This window comes from Rhizobium oryzihabitans (genome assembly GCF_010669145.1).
Taxonomy (GTDB): Bacteria; Pseudomonadota; Alphaproteobacteria; order Rhizobiales; family Rhizobiaceae; genus Agrobacterium; species Agrobacterium oryzihabitans.
The window spans coordinates 1,351,411-1,367,500 of sequence record NZ_CP048635.1 but is presented as its reverse complement, the minus strand read 5'-3'; the positions used below and the strand labels follow the sequence as shown (position 1 = coordinate 1,367,500).

11 protein-coding genes (1 of these 11 cut by a window edge) are annotated in these 16,090 nt (G+C 59.0%); 3 read left to right on the top strand and 8 right to left on the bottom strand.

Annotated features, from left to right (window positions below; all coding sequences use genetic code 11):
* Positions 1–1,205 carry the 3' portion of a M23 family metallopeptidase gene (locus tag G3A56_RS23070; RefSeq protein ID WP_035243030.1) on the top strand. It extends 742 nt beyond the left edge of the window, so only the last 1,205 of its 1,947 coding nucleotides appear in the window; its start codon lies beyond the left edge, outside the window; it ends in the stop codon at positions 1,203–1,205.
* Positions 1,206–1,274: 69 nt separating this feature from the next.
* Here the strand turns inward: G3A56_RS23070 and clpB are convergent, their stop codons facing one another.
* From clpB to G3A56_RS23040, 6 genes are all read right to left on the bottom strand, one after another.
* Entirely contained in the window at positions 1,275–3,899 is a 2,625-nt protein-coding gene (gene clpB / locus G3A56_RS23065) for an ATP-dependent chaperone ClpB (RefSeq protein ID WP_082185038.1), read from the bottom strand.
* 369 nt (positions 3,900–4,268) lie between these two features.
* Positions 4,269–5,063 (bottom strand): DUF4167 domain-containing protein, encoded by a 795-nt coding sequence (locus G3A56_RS23060; protein ID WP_082185039.1) that lies wholly within the window; start codon positions 5,061–5,063, stop codon positions 4,269–4,271.
* Between the two features lie 394 nt (positions 5,064–5,457).
* Positions 5,458–6,327: a peptide chain release factor N(5)-glutamine methyltransferase gene (prmC, locus tag G3A56_RS23055; RefSeq protein ID WP_082185040.1), complete on the bottom strand. Its 870-nt coding sequence runs from the start codon at positions 6,325–6,327 to the stop codon at positions 5,458–5,460.
* A complete protein-coding gene (prfA, locus tag G3A56_RS23050) occupies positions 6,324–7,406 on the bottom strand; it encodes a peptide chain release factor 1 (protein ID WP_003498546.1) in 1,083 nt (360 codons plus the stop codon). The genes prmC and prfA overlap by 4 nt, the downstream gene beginning before the upstream one ends.
* A 130-nt stretch (positions 7,407–7,536) precedes the next feature.
* Positions 7,537–9,804, bottom strand: a complete 2,268-nt coding sequence (ptsP, locus tag G3A56_RS23045; protein WP_003498545.1) for a phosphoenolpyruvate--protein phosphotransferase — start codon at positions 9,802–9,804, stop codon at positions 7,537–7,539.
* 175 nt (positions 9,805–9,979) lie between these two features.
* Complete coding sequence (locus tag G3A56_RS23040; RefSeq protein WP_035243307.1) at positions 9,980–11,257, bottom strand: aspartate kinase; 1,278 nt, start codon at positions 11,255–11,257, stop codon at positions 9,980–9,982.
* A gap of 387 nt (positions 11,258–11,644) precedes the next feature.
* On the opposite strand from G3A56_RS23040, the gene G3A56_RS23035 reads away from it, so the two are divergent.
* Positions 11,645–13,492, top strand: a complete 1,848-nt coding sequence (locus tag G3A56_RS23035) for a DEAD/DEAH box helicase (protein ID WP_003498539.1) — start codon at positions 11,645–11,647, stop codon at positions 13,490–13,492.
* Between the two features lie 97 nt (positions 13,493–13,589).
* Here G3A56_RS23035 and G3A56_RS23030 read toward each other — a convergent pair whose 3' ends face one another.
* Positions 13,590–14,039 (bottom strand): hypothetical protein, encoded by a 450-nt coding sequence (locus G3A56_RS23030; protein ID WP_164056836.1) that lies wholly within the window; start codon positions 14,037–14,039, stop codon positions 13,590–13,592.
* A gap of 103 nt (positions 14,040–14,142) precedes the next feature.
* Between G3A56_RS23030 and G3A56_RS23025 the strand changes: the two genes are divergently transcribed.
* Entirely contained in the window at positions 14,143–14,784 is a 642-nt protein-coding gene (locus G3A56_RS23025) for a TetR/AcrR family transcriptional regulator (protein WP_082185042.1), read from the top strand.
* A gap of 66 nt (positions 14,785–14,850) precedes the next feature.
* Here the strand turns inward: G3A56_RS23025 and G3A56_RS23020 are convergent, their stop codons facing one another.
* Positions 14,851–16,089 (bottom strand): saccharopine dehydrogenase family protein, encoded by a 1,239-nt coding sequence (locus tag G3A56_RS23020; RefSeq protein WP_082185043.1) that lies wholly within the window; start codon positions 16,087–16,089, stop codon positions 14,851–14,853.
* Position 16,090: the final 1 nt, after the last annotated feature.

Here is a 16,090-nt window from a genome sequence, read left to right as displayed (position 1 = left end):
TCGTCGAACAGAACATGTCGGTTTCGACCCCGCAATCTGCCTCTGTCCCCGTCAAGGAATATGCCGACGACGTGATCCCTGCCCGCCAGACCGAGACCATTGAAGCCGCCCTGTTTGGCGCCGGCTATTCGAAGGCGCAATCGACGGAAATCGCCGGGCTGCTGTCGCCGCAACTCCAGTCGAACAATGTCGAAAGCGGCGATGTGTTGCGCGTCGGCATTATCCAGGAAGACGAAAAAAGCGACATCGTGCGCGTCAGTCTTTACCGCAAGGGCCGGCACATGGTTACCATGGCCGTCGACGACCGCAAGAATTTCATCAAGGCAAGCGAACCGCCCAAGCTCGATGCGGTGGCGACCGCTTTCGACAGCACACCGGCGCCGGCGGCCGGCCGTGATCTGCCCAGCGTCTATGACGGCGTCTACCGGGCGGCTCTTGCCTATGGCATGAACCAGAGCATGGTTTCCCAGCTGATCAAGCTTCTGGCCAGCAGCGTCGATTTTCAGGCGCAGCTGAAACCTGCCGATACGCTGGAAGCTTTCTTCTCCGTGGAAGATGCGGACGGCAAGGCGACGGACAAGTCGGAACTGCTTTACGTCAACGCCAAGTTCGGCGACAACGAGACGCGTTTTTACCGGTTCCAGAGCCCTGAAGACAACAGCGTCGATTATTTCGACGAGAACGGTAAAAGCATCCGGCAGTTCCTGTTGCGTAACCCCGTTCCGAACGGCCGCATGACATCCGGTTTCGGCATGCGCCGGCACCCGGTCTTAAAATTCAGCCGCATGCATACCGGCACCGACTGGGCGGCAGCCCGCGGCACGCCGATCATCGCGACGGGCAACGGCACCGTCGAGAAGGCCGGATGGGCCTCGGGTTATGGCAACCAGACCCTGATCCGCCACGCCAACGGCTATGTTTCTTCCTATAACCACCAGAGCGCCATCGCCAAGGGTGTCACCGAAGGCTCCAAGGTCAGGCAGGGCCAGGTCATCGGTTATGTGGGATCGACCGGTCTTTCCACCGGCGCGCATCTGCACTACGAACTGATCGTCAACGGCACGAAAGTGGACGCGATGAAAGTGCGCCTGCCGGGCGGCAAGTCGCTTTCCGGCGATGCGCTCGCGCGTTTCTCCGACGAGAGAAAGCGCATCGACAATCTGCTCAACATCGAGGAAAAGTCCAATCAGGTGGCGAGCCGGTAATCCACCGGACCTTTGCGTTTCAAAAAAACGGCCAAATGAAAAGGGCTCCGTTTCCGGAGCCCTTTCGTTTTATGCCGCATCGGCCGTTTCGGTTTCGGCCTCGCCCTTGGGAGGCTTGACCTTGAACAGCAGCCGGTCGGTACCAGAGGTTACCTTGACCCGCGACCCATCCGGGATTTCACCGCCGAGGATCATCTCGGCAAGCCTGTCCTGAACCGACTTCTGGATGACACGCTTCAGCGGACGCGCGCCATAGGCCGGATCGTAACCCTTATTGGCGAGCCAGCTGCGGGCATCCTCATCCAGCTCGAGCGATATCTTGCGATCGCCGAGAAGCGAGACGAGGCGCTTGAGCTGGATTTCCACGATCGCACCCATCTCGTCCCGCGCCAGCCGGTGGAAAAGGATGATATCGTCGACACGGTTGAGGAATTCCGGCCGGAAATGGGACCGGACCCGCTCCATCACCAGATCGCGAACCGAATCCACGTCATCATTGTCGCCCATCTGCGTCATGAATTCCGAACCGAGGTTCGAGGTCATGATGATGATGGTGTTCTTGAAATCGACGGTGCGGCCCTGGCCATCCGTCAGGCGGCCATCATCCAGCACCTGCAAGAGGACGTTGAACACATCCGGATGCGCTTTTTCGATCTCGTCGAACAGAACGACCTGATAGGGCCGGCGGCGAACCGCTTCCGTCAATGCACCGCCCTCTTCGTAGCCGACATAGCCGGGAGGCGCACCGATAAGCCGGGCAACGGAGTGTTTCTCCATATATTCCGACATGTCGAGGCGAACCATCGCAGTTTCGTCGTCGAACAGGAAGCGTGCGAGCGACTTGGTCAGCTCGGTCTTACCCACACCGGTCGGGCCGAGGAAGATGAACGAGCCGATCGGCCGGTTCGGGTCCTGGAGACCGGCGCGCGAGCGGCGAACCGCCCTGGACACAGCCTGCACGGCCTCACCCTGCCCGACAACGGACTTGGCAAGTTCGTCTTCCATGCGCAGCAGCTTCTCACGCTGACCTTCCAGCATCTTGTCGACCGGAATGCCCGTCCAGCGGGAAACGACATGGGCGATATTGTCCGCCGTCACCACTTCCTGAACCATCGAGGCGGCACCGCTGCTGTCGCGTGCTTCCGCCGCAGCCAGTTCCTTTTCGAGGCCCGGAATGATGCCGTAGGTCAATTCGCCAGCGCGCTGAAACTGGCCGTTGCGCTGGGCAATCGCCAGTTCGTTGCGGGCTTCGTCCAGCCGCTTCTTCAAGTCGGCGGCATGGCCGAGCTTCTGCTTTTCCGCCTGCCAGCGGGCCGTCAGAGCGTCTGCCTTTTCTTCCGTATCGGCCAGTTCGTCTTCGAGTTTCTTCAGGCGATCGACGGATGACTGGTCCGTCTCCTGCTTTAAGGCTTCGCGCTCGATCTTGAGCTGAATGATCCGGCGATCCAGTTCGTCCAGCTCCTCGGGTTTGGAATCCACCTGCATGCGAAGACGCGAAGCGGCCTCGTCCATCAGGTCGATCGCCTTGTCCGGCAGGAAGCGGTCGGTAATATAGCGGTTGGAAAGCGTTGCAGCCGCAACCAGGGCCGAATCCGAGATGCGGACCTTGTGATGCTGTTCGTATTTTTCCTTCAGGCCGCGCAGGATAGAGATCGTGTCCTCCACGGTCGGCTCATCCACCAGCACCGGCTGGAAACGGCGGGCAAGGGCCGGATCCTTTTCCACGTGCTTGCGATATTCATCAAGCGTGGTGGCGCCAACGCAGTGCAGCTCGCCTCGGGCAAGAGCAGGCTTCAGGAGGTTGGAGGCATCCATCGCGCCATCGGCCTTGCCGGCACCAACCAGCGTGTGCATCTCGTCGATGAACAGGACGATGCCGCCATTTTCGGCCTGCACCTCGTTCAGAACCGCCTTCAGGCGCTCCTCGAACTCACCGCGATATTTCGCGCCGGCGATCAGCGCGCCCATATCGAGCGCCATCAGCTTCTTGTCTTTCAGGCTTTCGGGCACATCGCCATTGACGATGCGCAGCGCAAGCCCTTCCGCAATCGCCGTTTTACCGACGCCCGGTTCACCGATCAGCACGGGATTGTTCTTGGTGCGGCGTGACAGCACCTGAATGGTACGGCGGATTTCGTCGTCACGGCCGATGACCGGGTCGAGTTTACCCTCGCGGGCTTCTTCCGTCAGATCGCGCGCGTATTTCTTCAGCGCGTCAAAACCCTGTTCGGCATTGGCGCTGTCAGCCGTGCGACCCTTGCGGATGTCGTTGATGACCTGATTGAGAGCCTGCGCCGTTGCGCCCGCCTTCTTCAGAGAAGCCGAGGTTGAGGCAGACGTTTCGATTGCAAGCGCCTGCAAAAGACGCTCGACGGTCACGAAACTGTCGCCTGCCTTCTTGGCGAGGTCTTCCGCGGTCGAAAATACCTTCGCAAGCGGAGCGGTCAAAGAAAGGCCGCCATTGCCGCCGGACACCTTTGGTAGTTTCGCCAGCGCCGCGTCATTGGCAAGACGCGCTTCCTTGGCGTCGCCGCCAGCCCGCTCGATCAACGATGCTGCCATGCCCTGCTCGTCATCGAGCAAAACTTTCAGAACGTGTTCGGCAGAAAACTGCTGGTGATTTTCCGCAAGTGCAAAGGTCTGCGCCGATTGCAGAAAACCGCGAACTCGTTCGGAGTATTTTTCAATATTCATAGTCGAACCTCCATTTACCGGCCCGCCCGCTTTCGGCACGGTCCCGGATGTTTGGGTTGAGGCTCCCTCAAAGGCAAGCCCCGCTACGACAGTCGCGTTTTAAAGGATTTCACGATCGCCGCCTCTCGAAGGATGGTTGCTGCTGAACGCGGCACCCAGCCTTCCTGCACGAATATGGGAGGCAATTTCATCGGTTTAAAGGGGAGGAAAACCATCGTTCGGGAAATTTTCACCGGATTTGACAGGTGTCACATCTGTTCGCGGTAATTGCCTTGGGTGGCCGCGATCCGACCCATATGTGTGATCCCCGGAAACGAAAAAACTCCGGCAAGCCGGAGTTTTTCAATCGCGTATTTTTTGAACCCCTGCTTATTCGGCAGCGTTTTCAAGTGTCACAGGTGTTGCCTCTTCGCCGGCCGACGCATCCTCGCCTTCAGCACCTTCCGCCGTTGCGGCGCGGCGCGGACGACGCGGGCGCGGGGTTGTGGCGCGGCGGGTCTTCGGTGCACGTTCGCTCGCTGGGGTCTCCGCCTGCTGCTGCTCTTCCTCGACGGCTACTTCCATTGGCGTGCCTTCGATGACCGGCTGAGGGGCCTGGCTGGCATCGTAAACCGGCGGCTGCTGATCGCCTGAAGCCTGCGGCTGGCGGGGCTGGCGCTCCTGCCGTTCACGGCGGTCCGGACGTTCGCGGCGCTCTTGACGCTCCTGGCGCGGTTCGGACCGCTCCTGGCGTTCGGGCTGCTGCGCGCGTTCAGACTGTTCGGAATGCTGCTGCGATGCAACGACGCCGTCGTCGCCATCGTTTCCATCCATCTCGTCGCCATCCGCGGCATTGTATTCGCCACGGTCGTCGCGCTGGAAACGTTCCTGCATCTGGGCCTGAGCCGTGGCGATGATGCGATTGTAGTGTTCAGCGTGCTGCAGATAGTTTTCCGCAATAACGCGGTCGCCAGAACTCTGCGCGTCCCGGGCAAGGGCAGCGTATTTTTCCGCTATGTGCTGGGCTGTGCCACGGATTTTCACATCGGGGCCGGAGCTGTCATAAGTCCTGGTGAGCGGGTTTCCACCCTTGCGGTTGAAGTTGTTGTTACCACCGCCACCATTGTTATTGTTGTTGTTGCTTCCACGCCCCCGGCCGCGCTTGTTTTGCTGTCCTGGCCTCATCAATTGCTCACCTGAATTCTGTTTTGCTGACAATCTGGTTATTTTCATGCAATTCCGGACGGAAAACCGTTGGAAATTTTTCCTGAAATTGCTCGATCACGCGCCCTGCCGAAGATAACCCCAGACAAGACCTCGCGTATGACGACCGGTCGCGCAAATGCTGCACCGCGCCGCCTGCGAACAAAGTTTACTGATTCACATGCCGGAAACGCCCAGCCTTTCAGGGCTCTCAAAGAACCCGCTTCGGGACTGACCCATACCCTGACGAATCTGCGTTCGTCCTCAGCCACCCGGCATGTGGCCGCAAACTATCCCGCTTCATGCGGAAATCCAAGCCTTTTCTTTTGCTGTGCAAAATATCCTTGCAAAAAATCCGCAGACATATCGCGAACAACTATCTCCGGAAGGTCAAAACTCTGTCGTTGCCACCATAATCCTTCACGGCGTCGAGAAGAGAGAAGCCGTTGGAAGCAAATATAGCGGAAACATCAAGCCTTTGATCGAAACCGATCTCCACACCCACAATCCCGTTTTCCACAAGAAAGCGGCCTGCATCGGCAGCAATAAGGCGGTACGGTGCAAGGCCGTCCTGACCTCCGTCCAGCGCCGCCATCGGATCGTGGTTGCGAACCTCTTGGTCGAGCGTTGCGACGATATCACTTCTTATATAAGGCGGATTCGACACAATTATGTCAAAGCCGCCAGAGATTTTTTCAAACCAGTTGCTGTGCAAGGTTTCGAAACGCGAACCAAGACCGTTGCGAGCCGCATTCTTGGCGGCCGTCTCCAGTGCATCGGTTGAAATATCGCTGCCGATACCCGACGCCTGTGGGCATTCCTTCAGAAGCGCCAGACAGATCGCGCCCGTGCCCGTGCCCAGATCCAGAATGCGCGCACTGCCCTTATCGGCCACAGCTTTCTTCAAAGCCGGCAGCAGCGTGTCGACGAGAACTTCCGTATCCGGACGGGGTTCGAGCGTTTCCTTTGACAGAAGAAGATCGAGGCCATGGAACTCCCGATGGCCGAGGATGCGATGGACCGGTTCTCCCCCAACCCGCCTTTCGATCATGGCGGCAATGCGGTCGCTTTCTTCCGCCGTAACTGGATGCTGAGGTTTCATCACGAAATCGGTCAGTGAAAAACCGGTGACATCTGCAATCAACAGGCGTGCATCGAGAAGCGGATCGGCGACGCCCGCTGCCTGCAGCCGTTTGCGAGTTGCGGCAAGCTCGCTCGAAACCGTTGCGTCAGCGCCGCCGCTCACAACTGTTGTTCGCCAAGCTGGGCAAGCTGACCGGCCTGATAATCGGCGATCAGCGCATCGAGAAGTTCGTCGATCTCACCTTCAATCATCCGGTCGAGCTTGTAGAGCGTCAGATTGATGCGGTGATCGGTAACGCGCCCCTGTGGAAAATTATAGGTGCGGATGCGCTCGGAACGATCGCCGGAACCAACCTGGCTCTTGCGGTCGGCAGAGCGTTCATTGTCCACTTTCTGGCGTTCGATATCGTAGAGCCGCGAACGCAGAACCTGCATGGCCTTGGCGCGGTTCTGGTGCTGCGATTTTTCCGAGCTGGTGACGATCAGGCCCGTCGGAAGATGGGTGATGCGAACGGCGGAGTCGGTGGTGTTGACGTGCTGGCCGCCCGCGCCCGAAGCGCGCATCGTATCGATGCGGATATCTTCCGGGCGAATTTCAATGTCGATGTCCTCCGCCTCGGGCAACACCGCAACGGTGGCTGCCGAGGTGTGGATGCGGCCGCTCGCTTCCGTTTCCGGCACACGCTGCACCCGGTGCACACCGGATTCGAATTTCAGCTTGGAGAACACCCCTCGCCCGCTGATCGTCGCGATGATTTCCTTGTAACCGCCCGCTTCGCCTTCGCTGGCGGAAAGAACTTCGACTTTCCAGCCCTTTGTCGACGCGAAGCGCTCATACATGCGGAACAGGTCGCCGGCGAAAAGCGCGGCCTCTGACCCGCCGGTACCGGCACGGATTTCAAGGATCGCGCTTTTCTCGTCTGCAGCATCCTTCGGAAGCAGCAGGACCTGCATGTCCTTCTCAAGCTCGCTGATGCGGCTCTCGACCTCCGGCAGCTCCATTTCCGCCAGATCGCGCATATCCTTGTCGGTCGTCTTGTCGGCAAGCAGCGCCTCGAGATCGGCGGCTTCGGAGACAGCCTTCTCGTAATCGCGGATTTTCTTCACCACCGGCTCAAGTTCGGAATATTCCGAAGCCAGCTTCACATAAACATCCGCTGCAGGGCCGGCGGACATACGCGCTTCGATCTCGCCGAAACGCCTTTCCAACTCGCGCATTTTTTCGACGGGAAGCTTCGCCACCAGTCACTCCAATAATGAAACAGGTCTTTTAGAGCGCTTTCGCTTTTCTTCGAAACGCGAAAACGCTCTAACTTTTTGCTTTAACGCATTTCCGGACGGAAAACCGGGGTCCACTTTTCCTGGAAATGCTCTAAATGGGAATGGAATGCGTCGCAGCAAAGCGTAACAACACCTCGCGCGCGCTTTCCAGCGAATTGTGATCGTCCAGCGCGGCATTCAGCTCATCGGCAAGGCGCGCGGCATCAAGCCCGAGCAGCATGGCCTTGACCGGCCCGATCGCCGTCGGCGACATGGAAACGGAACGGAAGCCGAGACCGATCAGAGCCATGGCGGAAAGCGGCTTGCTTGCCATTTCACCGCACAGCGTGACCGAGGTATGGTGCTTCTCACCGGCGCGCACGATATCGCGCAGAATGCGCAGGAACGGCTTGCCGAGATTGTCGAAACGATCCGAAACTCTTGCATTACCCCGATCGACCGCCATCGAGAACTGGAACAGGTCGTTCGAACCGACGGAGACGAAATCCACCTCCTGCATCAGCTCGTCGAGCTGCCACATCAAAGACGGCACTTCCAGCATCGCGCCGAATTGCAGTTTTTTCGGCAGCGCATGGCTGAACTTCGAGAGATGCTGCACTTCCTTCTGGAGAAGATCGCGTGCGGCGCGGATTTCTGACACTTCCGTCACCATCGGCAGCATCATGCGCAGTTCCGCGCCCGAGGCGGCGCGCAGCAGCGCGCGCATCTGCGTGCGCATCAGGCCCGGACGGTCGAGCGACAGGCGGATCGCCCGCCAGCCCAGCGCCGGGTTTTCCTCTTCCTGGCCGCGCATATAGGAAACGACCTTGTCGCCGCCGATATCCAGCGTGCGGAAGGTAACGCTTTTCCCCTTAGCCTGCCGAAGAACCGACCGGTAAAAAGCCTCCTGCTCCTCGCCCTTGGGCATGTTGGAGGCGATCATGAACTGCAGCTCGGTGCGGAACAGGCCGATGCCATCGGCGCCGGACTCCTCAAGCTGAGGCAGGTCCACAAGCAGGCCCGCATTCATCTTGAGATTGACCTTCTGGCCATCCTTGGTGATCGGCTCGACATTGCGGAGAGCGCGGAACTGCTCCTGGCGCTTGGCGCGCAGACGCACTTTTTCCTCATAGGCGCGCTGCAGATCCGACATCGGACGCAGATGCACCTGACCGTCATCACCATCGATGATGATGGGGTCGTTATTTTCAGCAAGTGCTACGATGCCGGTTGCCTGACCGATGATGGGAATACCCATGGCGCGCGCCACGATGACGACGTGGCTCGTCACCGCGCCGTCTTCGAGCACGAGACCGCGCAATTTCTCACGCGGATAGTCAAGGAGTTCGGCAGCACCCATGGCGCGTGCCAGAACAATCGCGTCCAGCGGAAAATCCTGCTCCGGTCCACGCCCGCCGAAACCGATCAACTGGCGTAGCAGACGGTTGGCAAGATCGTCGAAATCATGCATGCGCTCGCGCAGATAGGGATCGGTCAGGCGCATCATGCGCGCCTTGGTGTCGCTCTGCACTTTCTCGACCGCGGCTTCCGCCGTCAGGCCGTTGCGAATCGCCTCTTCCATGCGCCGCACCCAGCCCTGATCGTGGGCGAACATGCGGTAAGTCTCAAGCACCTCGCGGTGCTCCCCTTCGGTCGGCACGTCGCGGCGCTGCAACATGTCGTCGATCGACAGGCGCAACGATCCGATGGCATCGGCAAGACGCCGGATTTCCGTATCCGCATCCTCGTTCAAGAGATTGGTGACGACGATACGGGGATCGTGCAGCACGACGTGGCCAAGACCGATGCCTTCGCCATAAGCATCGCCATCGATGGAGACGGCACGGGTCAGGTCCAGCTCCACACCGGGGCGGGTGATCTTCTTCAACTCGCCGCTCGCCACTATTTCAGCGATAAGCATCGCGGTTGTCTCGAGCGCTTCAACTTCATCCTCCCGGTATGTTCGGCTGGCCTTGTTCTGGACCACAAGAACGCCAAGAGTGCGACCGGAACGCAAAATCGGCACGCCGAGGAAGGAATGATAAATTTCCTCACCGGTTTCAGGAAGATAGCGGAAAGCGGGATGCGCCTGCGCATCGGAAAGATTGAGAGGCTGGGCAGAAGCGGCGATCGTGCCGACAAGACCCTGCCCCATTTTCAGCTGGGCAAGATGCACGGCATCCTTGTTGAGACCTTCTGTCGCGTAAAGCTCCAGCACGCTGTCGGAGCGCAGCACATAGACCGAGCAAACCTCCGCCACCATGTTGCTGGCAATCTGGCGAACGATCTGATCCAGGCGGTCCTGCGGCTCAAGGTGCTCCGCCATCATTTCGCGTAGCCGCTTGAGCAGGACGCGCGGACCTGCGGAAAGGTCTCTCATCGCGTTTGCTCCCCGACGCTTCCGATCCGAATGTCATAATATTCGAGAATCAAAACGTCATTTAAAAATTTATAGCGAGAGAAGCGCGTCCCGCAAGGGACACGCTTTCATGAAACGCCACATCGGAAGAACGCAACTCCGAAGAATCGGAGCGTCGGAAACCGATGTCTCGGGTTCAAGCCTTATCGAGACCGTAGGCAGAATGCAAAGTGCGAACGGCAAGTTCGGCATAGGCACCGTCGATCAGGATCGAAATCTTGATCTCGGAAGTGGTGATTGCCTTGATGTTGATGTTCTTCTCGGCAAGTGCCTTGAACGCACTGGCTGCAACGCCGGCATGGCTGCGCATGCCGATACCGATGACGGACACCTTGGCGAGACCCGTTTCGTTCTGAGCGACGTCGAAGCCGATCTGGGCCTTGTTCTCGTCGAGAACCTTCAGAGCCTTGGCAACGTCGCCTGAGGGAACGGTGAAGGTCATGTCGGTGCGCGAACCGTCTTCGGAGATGTTCTGCACGATCATGTCGACATTGATATGCGCTTCCGCCAGCGGCCCGAAGATCGCAGCGGAGACGCCCGGACGGTCGGCCACGCGGCGCAGCGAGATCTGTGCTTCATCCTTGGCATAGGCGATGCCGGTTACGACTTCCTGTTCCACGATTTCATCCTCGTCACAAATCAAAGTACCGGGCGGGTTGATGAGGTCGCCCATGCCCGGCGCATCGGGATCCTCGAAACTGGAGCGAACGAAGGTGCGCACCTTGTGTACCATGGCAAGCTCGACCGAGCGAACCTGCAGAACCTTCGCACCGAGAGATGCCATTTCGAGCATTTCCTCGAAAGCTATCTTCTTCATGCGGCGAGCCTTCGGCTCGATGCGCGGATCGGTGGTGTAAACGCCATCGACATCGGTATAGATATCGCAGCGATCCGCCTTGACGGCTGCGGCAATCGCAACAGCTGATGTGTCCGAGCCGCCGCGGCCCAGCGTCGCAATGCGGTTATCAGGGCCGATACCCTGGAAACCGGCAACAACGGCAACCTGGCCCTCGCCCATGCGGTGGACGATATCCGAACCGTCAATCTCGAGAATGCGGGCGGCGCCATGCGCATTGTCGGTGCGGATCGGAATCTGCCAGCCCTGCCAGGAGCGCGCATTGATGCCCATGGACTGCAGCGTGATCGCCAGAAGACCAGACGTCACCTGCTCTCCGGATGCAACGACCGCGTCATATTCGCGTGCATCGTAAAAGGAAGCGGCATTGGTGCCAGCCACCTTCGCGGCGTTCTGCACCCAGTCCACCAACTCGTTGGTTTTGCCGGACATGGCGGAAACGACAACAGCCACTTCATGGCCGGCATCCACTTCGCGTTTCACGTGCCTTGCGACATTGTGAATGCGTTCGAGGTTCGCGACGGACGTGCCGCCGAATTTCATGACAATGCGAGCCATAGCCTTGACCAGTACCATCCCTTTTTTCCGCCAGCCCGTTTGCCGGGTGCGGACAAGAACAAACCCAGTCGGCTCTTCCTGACAAAGAGCCTCAAGTTGCGGGTCTCTTAGCGAAAAGGCGGGGGCACGCAATGCCGTTTATGAACCATGCGGTACGCCTTTTTTAATGGCGCCAGAGAAAGAAGATGGCGGTACGGAGCAGGCGACCGCATATCCAACCGTGAAAGAGCGTACCGCAGTGCACTGTACAAACGGGCCCATTCGCAGTATGAGCGCGGCAATGCAACCGGCCAGATGGCCGAAATGGCCTGTATCGGCTGCCCCGGAGACATTAGGACCTATTGGTTTCGGGCGGATGCGGGCAGCTTCATATCCGAAAGACGGTAGATGACAGACACCCAGGGTATCGCCCCGGCGATCGCGCAGGCGTTGGAAAAACGCGGCTACAAAGACTTGACCCCCGTGCAGCAGGCAATGCTGTCGCCGGAACTCGCCGACAAGGACGCGCTGGTTTCCGCGCAGACCGGCTCCGGCAAGACGGTTGCCTTCGGCATCGCGCTTGCGACCACGCTGCTTTCGGAAAACACCCGTTTCGGTCAGGCTTCCGCACCGCTGGCGCTTGCCATCGCGCCGACCCGTGAACTGGCCATGCAGGTCAAGCGCGAGCTGGAATGGCTTTATGAATTCGCCGGCGTGTCGATCGCCTCCTGCGTCGGCGGCATGGATATCCGCAGCGAACGCCGGGCGCTGGAGCGCGGTGCGCATATTGTCGTCGGCACACCCGGCCGCCTCTGTGACCACATCAAGCGCGGCGCGCTCGATCTGTCGTCGCTGCGGGCCGTCGTTCTTGATGAGGCCGACGAAATGCTCGACCTCGGTTTCCGCGAGGATCTGGAATTCATTCTGGAAGAATCGCCGGATACCCGCCGCACGCTGATGTTCTCGGCCACCGTTCCGCGCAGCATCGCCAAGCTTGCAGAAAGCTACCAGAAAAATGCCGTGCGCATCGCCACCGCTTCCGAACAGAAGCAGCATGTGGATATCGAATATCGCGCCCTGCTGGTAACGGGTGCGGACCGCGAGAACGCCATCATCAACGCGCTGCGTTTTTACGAAGCCCGCAACGCCATCGTGTTCTGCTCCACCCGCGCTGCCGTCAACCATCTGACGGCCCGCTTGAACAATCGCGGCTTTTCGGTCGTGGCGCTCTCCGGTGAGCTCACCCAGAACGAGCGCACCCACGCGCTGCAGGCCATGCGTGACGGCCGCGCCCGTGTTTGCGTGGCAACCGACGTTGCCGCACGCGGCATCGACCTGCCGGGTCTCGAACTTGTCATCCACGCCGACCTGCCGACCAACTCGGAAACGCTTCTCCACCGTTCCGGCCGTACCGGCCGTGCCGGACAGAAGGGCGTCAGCGCCGTCGTGGTGCCGATCAACCAGCGCCGCAAGGCAGAACGCCTTCTCGAGGGCGCCAAGGTCAGCGCGGCATGGGTTCGCCCGCCGTCCGTTGAAGAAATCGTCGAGCGCGACGGCGCCCGTCTTCTGGCCGATCCTTCGCTGACCGAGGCCGTGGCCGAGGACGAACGCGATTTCGTCACCCAGCTGCTTGAGCAGCACGGTGCGGAGAAAGTCGCCGCCGCCTTCGTGCGTCTTTACCATGCCGGACGCTCCGCTCCGGAGGACATCACGGAAGTCGCGCTGGACAATACCCGCAAACCGCGTCGCGACAGTTTCGAACCGGTCGAAAACAATGCGCCGCGCCGCGAACGGTCGGATTTCTCCGACAGCGCATGGTTTTCGCTGTCCGTCGGCCGCAAGCAGAGCGCCGAGCCGCGCTGGCTCATCCCCATGCTCTGCCGTTTCGGCAAGATCACCCGTCAGGATATCGGCGCCATCCGCATGCAGCAGACGGAGACCTTCGTGGAACTGGCGGCCGATGCCGTTGATCGTTTCACCTCCGCCATCGGCAAGGACATGATGCTTGAGAAGGGCATTCGCCTGAAGGCGCTCGAAGGCAAGCCGGAAATGACCGGCAACGTCCGCGAAGACACCCGCCCGGCCAAGGCCCAGCGCAAATTCACCAAATCGGACAATGCAAGCGCACCGCGCGATGACCGCAAGGCTGAGGACAAGCCCTGGAAAAAGAAAAAGGCCTTCGGCGACAAGCCGAAATTCGAAGGCAAGAAAGACAAGCCCTTTGAAAAGCGCGGGCCGAAGCCCACAAAGGGTTGAAGACTCACCCGCTTTCAGAATTTTCAAGACAAAGGTCCCGTTTGCACGGGACCTTTTTTATTGTGCCAACCTGCGGGATGGACGCGGTTCCCAGGGATCAGTCTTTTGTCGTCACTTCGACAAGCGCCGTCACGGGTTTGCCGTCTACCAGAACGGGCTGATGGTGATCATTGGCCAGCAGAATGCCGATGACATGCCGCCCGGTCGGGCTTGGGCAATGTCCAAAACGGGCCTTGATCAGATCGCCACCGAAGTCGCTGTTCATGCTGTTATAGGCGCGGCCGGGAATGTTGCATGTATCGCCCGAGGGGTCGATTTTCATGTGCACATGGCCGCATTGGCCGTTTCCTCCGCATTGCCCGCCGGGAAGCAGTTTGAAGTTGCTTTTCACGACGACGCCGATCGCGCCTTCCGGATCATTGCCCAATTCGATGACATCGCCGGCCTTCGGCCAGACGATTTCCAGCTTCGGGCTTTCCTCGCCCTGGGCGGCGGCGATCGGAAGGAATGAAAATACGAGAGTGATTCTTAAAAACAAATACAGCATTGAAATCTCCATAACTCAATGTAATCGATGCTTACATAAGATTCACTCCGACGCAAGAAAATAAACAGTGATTACATCTGGGTTCGGTGCTAACCAAAGACCTATGGAAAAACGCCAGGATAAAAAGACGGGGCCAGACAGGCCCTACCACCACGGAAATCTTGTCGATGAACTTGTCGCGGCGACGATCGCCATCATCGAGGAGCGGGGTGCTGAAAACGTCTCCGTGCGCGAGGCGGCCAAACGCGCGGGCGTCTCCCCCGGAGCACCATTCAGGCATTTCCGTTCAAAAACGGCACTGATGACGGCTGTCGCGGAGCAGGCCATGAACCGGCTGACCGAATCCGTCGAAACCGCGAGAGCACAGGCCGGCGATGAGGCCCCGCTTGTCATCTTTGAGGCCATTGGCCACGGTTATCTACGCTGGGCGCTGGCCAACCCGACGCATTTCGAGGTCATAAGTTCTCGAACGCTTATCGACTTCAGTTCTTCCGATATTTTGCGTGAGCAGAATGACGCCATCCGGCGCCTGATGATCAGTCTGCTGACGCAGGCGCGTGAAAACGGCCAGCTATCCCCAAGCCTCGACTTCGACCAGCTCGTACTGGGCGCTCGCGCACTGGTCTATGGCCTTGCCCGAATGGCAATCGATGGGCATTTTCCGGAATGGAATGGTGGAGAACCGCCTTCGGAGGCAATGCATAAAACCCTGCATCTCTTCATAAGGCAGCTCACCAAAAGCTGAGGTCACCATTAAAAAAGCCCCGCTTTTGCGGGGCTTTTTTGTCTCGACAGATCGGAAGATCATCAATCAGAACGTCAGGGCGCGGTCGCCGTTTTCGTCCTTGATGCGGTTCGGCAGGCCGATCTTGTTCAGAAGGTTGAGGAACGGCTTCGGCGGCAGTTCTTCCACATTGGCCATCTGCTTCACATCCCACTCGCCGGTGGCGATCAGCATGGCGGCGGCGACCGGCGGAACACCGGCGGTGTAGGAAATGCCCTGCGAGCCGACTTCCTCATAGGCGTCCTTGTGGTCAGCCACATTGTAGATGAAGACTTCGCGTTCCTTGCCGTCCTTGGTGCCCTTGACGATATCGCCGATGCAGGTCTTGCCGACATAATCAGGTGCCAGCGAAGACGGATCGGGAAGGACAGCCTTGACCACCTTCAGCGGCACGACTTCAAGGCCTTCAGCCGTCTTGACCGGTTTTTCGGACAGCAGGCCGAGGTTCTTCAGCACGGTGAAGACGTTGATGTAGTGATCACCGAAGCCCATCCAGAAGCGCACGTCGGCGCCGTCCATGTTCCGGGACAGCGAATGGACCTCGTCATGGCCGGTCATATAGGCCTTCTGCTTGCCGACGACAGGCAGATCGAACTCCTGGCCGACTTCGAACATCTGGTTCGTCTGCCACTCGCCATTCTGCCAGGAATAGACGACCCCGGTGAATTCACGGAAGTTGATTTCCGGATCGAAATTGGTCGAGAACCAGCGGCCATGGCTGCCGGCATTGATGTCGACGATATCGACCGAGGTGACCTTGTCGAAATATTCATCCTTGGCAAGGCGGGCATAGGCATTGACCACGCCGGGGTCGAAACCGACGCCGAGAATGGCGGTCACGCCCTTTTCCTTGCATTCCGCGGCACGCTTCCACTCGTAGTTTCCGTACCACGGCGGCGCCTCGCAAATCTTGGTAGGATCCTCGTGGATCGCCGTGTCCATATAGGCAACGCCTGTATCCATGCAGGCCTGAAGAACGGACATGTTGACGAAAGCCGAACCGACATTGATGACGATTTCAACACCGGTCTGTTTAATCAAGGCTTTCGTCGCCTCGATATCCATAGCGTCAAGCGCATGGGCCTCAAGTTTCACATCTGTCTTGAGGCTCTTCTTTTCGCGTACGGACTCGACAATCTTGCGGCACTTTTCCAAAGTCCGTGACGCAATATGAATGTCTCCCAATACATCGCTGTTCTGGGCGCATTTATGCGCCACGACCTGTGCTACGCCACCGGCGCCGATGATCAGAACGTTCTTCTTCATT

What these genes read in the sequence shown, in the direction of transcription:
- G3A56_RS23030 (WP_164056836.1), bottom strand. Translation starts at nt 14,039, where the DNA reads ATGCTGTATTTGTTTTTAAGAATCACTCTCGTATTTTCATTCCTTCCG.
- G3A56_RS23020 (WP_082185043.1), bottom strand. Translation starts at nt 16,089, where the DNA reads ATGAAGAAGAACGTTCTGATCATCGGCGCCGGTGGCGTAGCACAGGTC.
- G3A56_RS23035 (WP_003498539.1), top strand. Translation starts at nt 11,645, where the DNA reads ATGACAGACACCCAGGGTATCGCCCCGGCGATCGCGCAGGCGTTGGAA.
- clpB (WP_082185038.1), bottom strand. Translation starts at nt 3,899, where the DNA reads ATGAATATTGAAAAATACTCCGAACGAGTTCGCGGTTTTCTGCAATCG.
- ptsP (WP_003498545.1), bottom strand. Translation starts at nt 9,804, where the DNA reads ATGAGAGACCTTTCCGCAGGTCCGCGCGTCCTGCTCAAGCGGCTACGC.
- G3A56_RS23060 (WP_082185039.1), bottom strand. Translation starts at nt 5,063, where the DNA reads ATGAGGCCAGGACAGCAAAACAAGCGCGGCCGGGGGCGTGGAAGCAAC.
- G3A56_RS23025 (WP_082185042.1), top strand. Translation starts at nt 14,143, where the DNA reads ATGGAAAAACGCCAGGATAAAAAGACGGGGCCAGACAGGCCCTACCAC.
- G3A56_RS23040 (WP_035243307.1), bottom strand. Translation starts at nt 11,257, where the DNA reads ATGGCTCGCATTGTCATGAAATTCGGCGGCACGTCCGTCGCGAACCTC.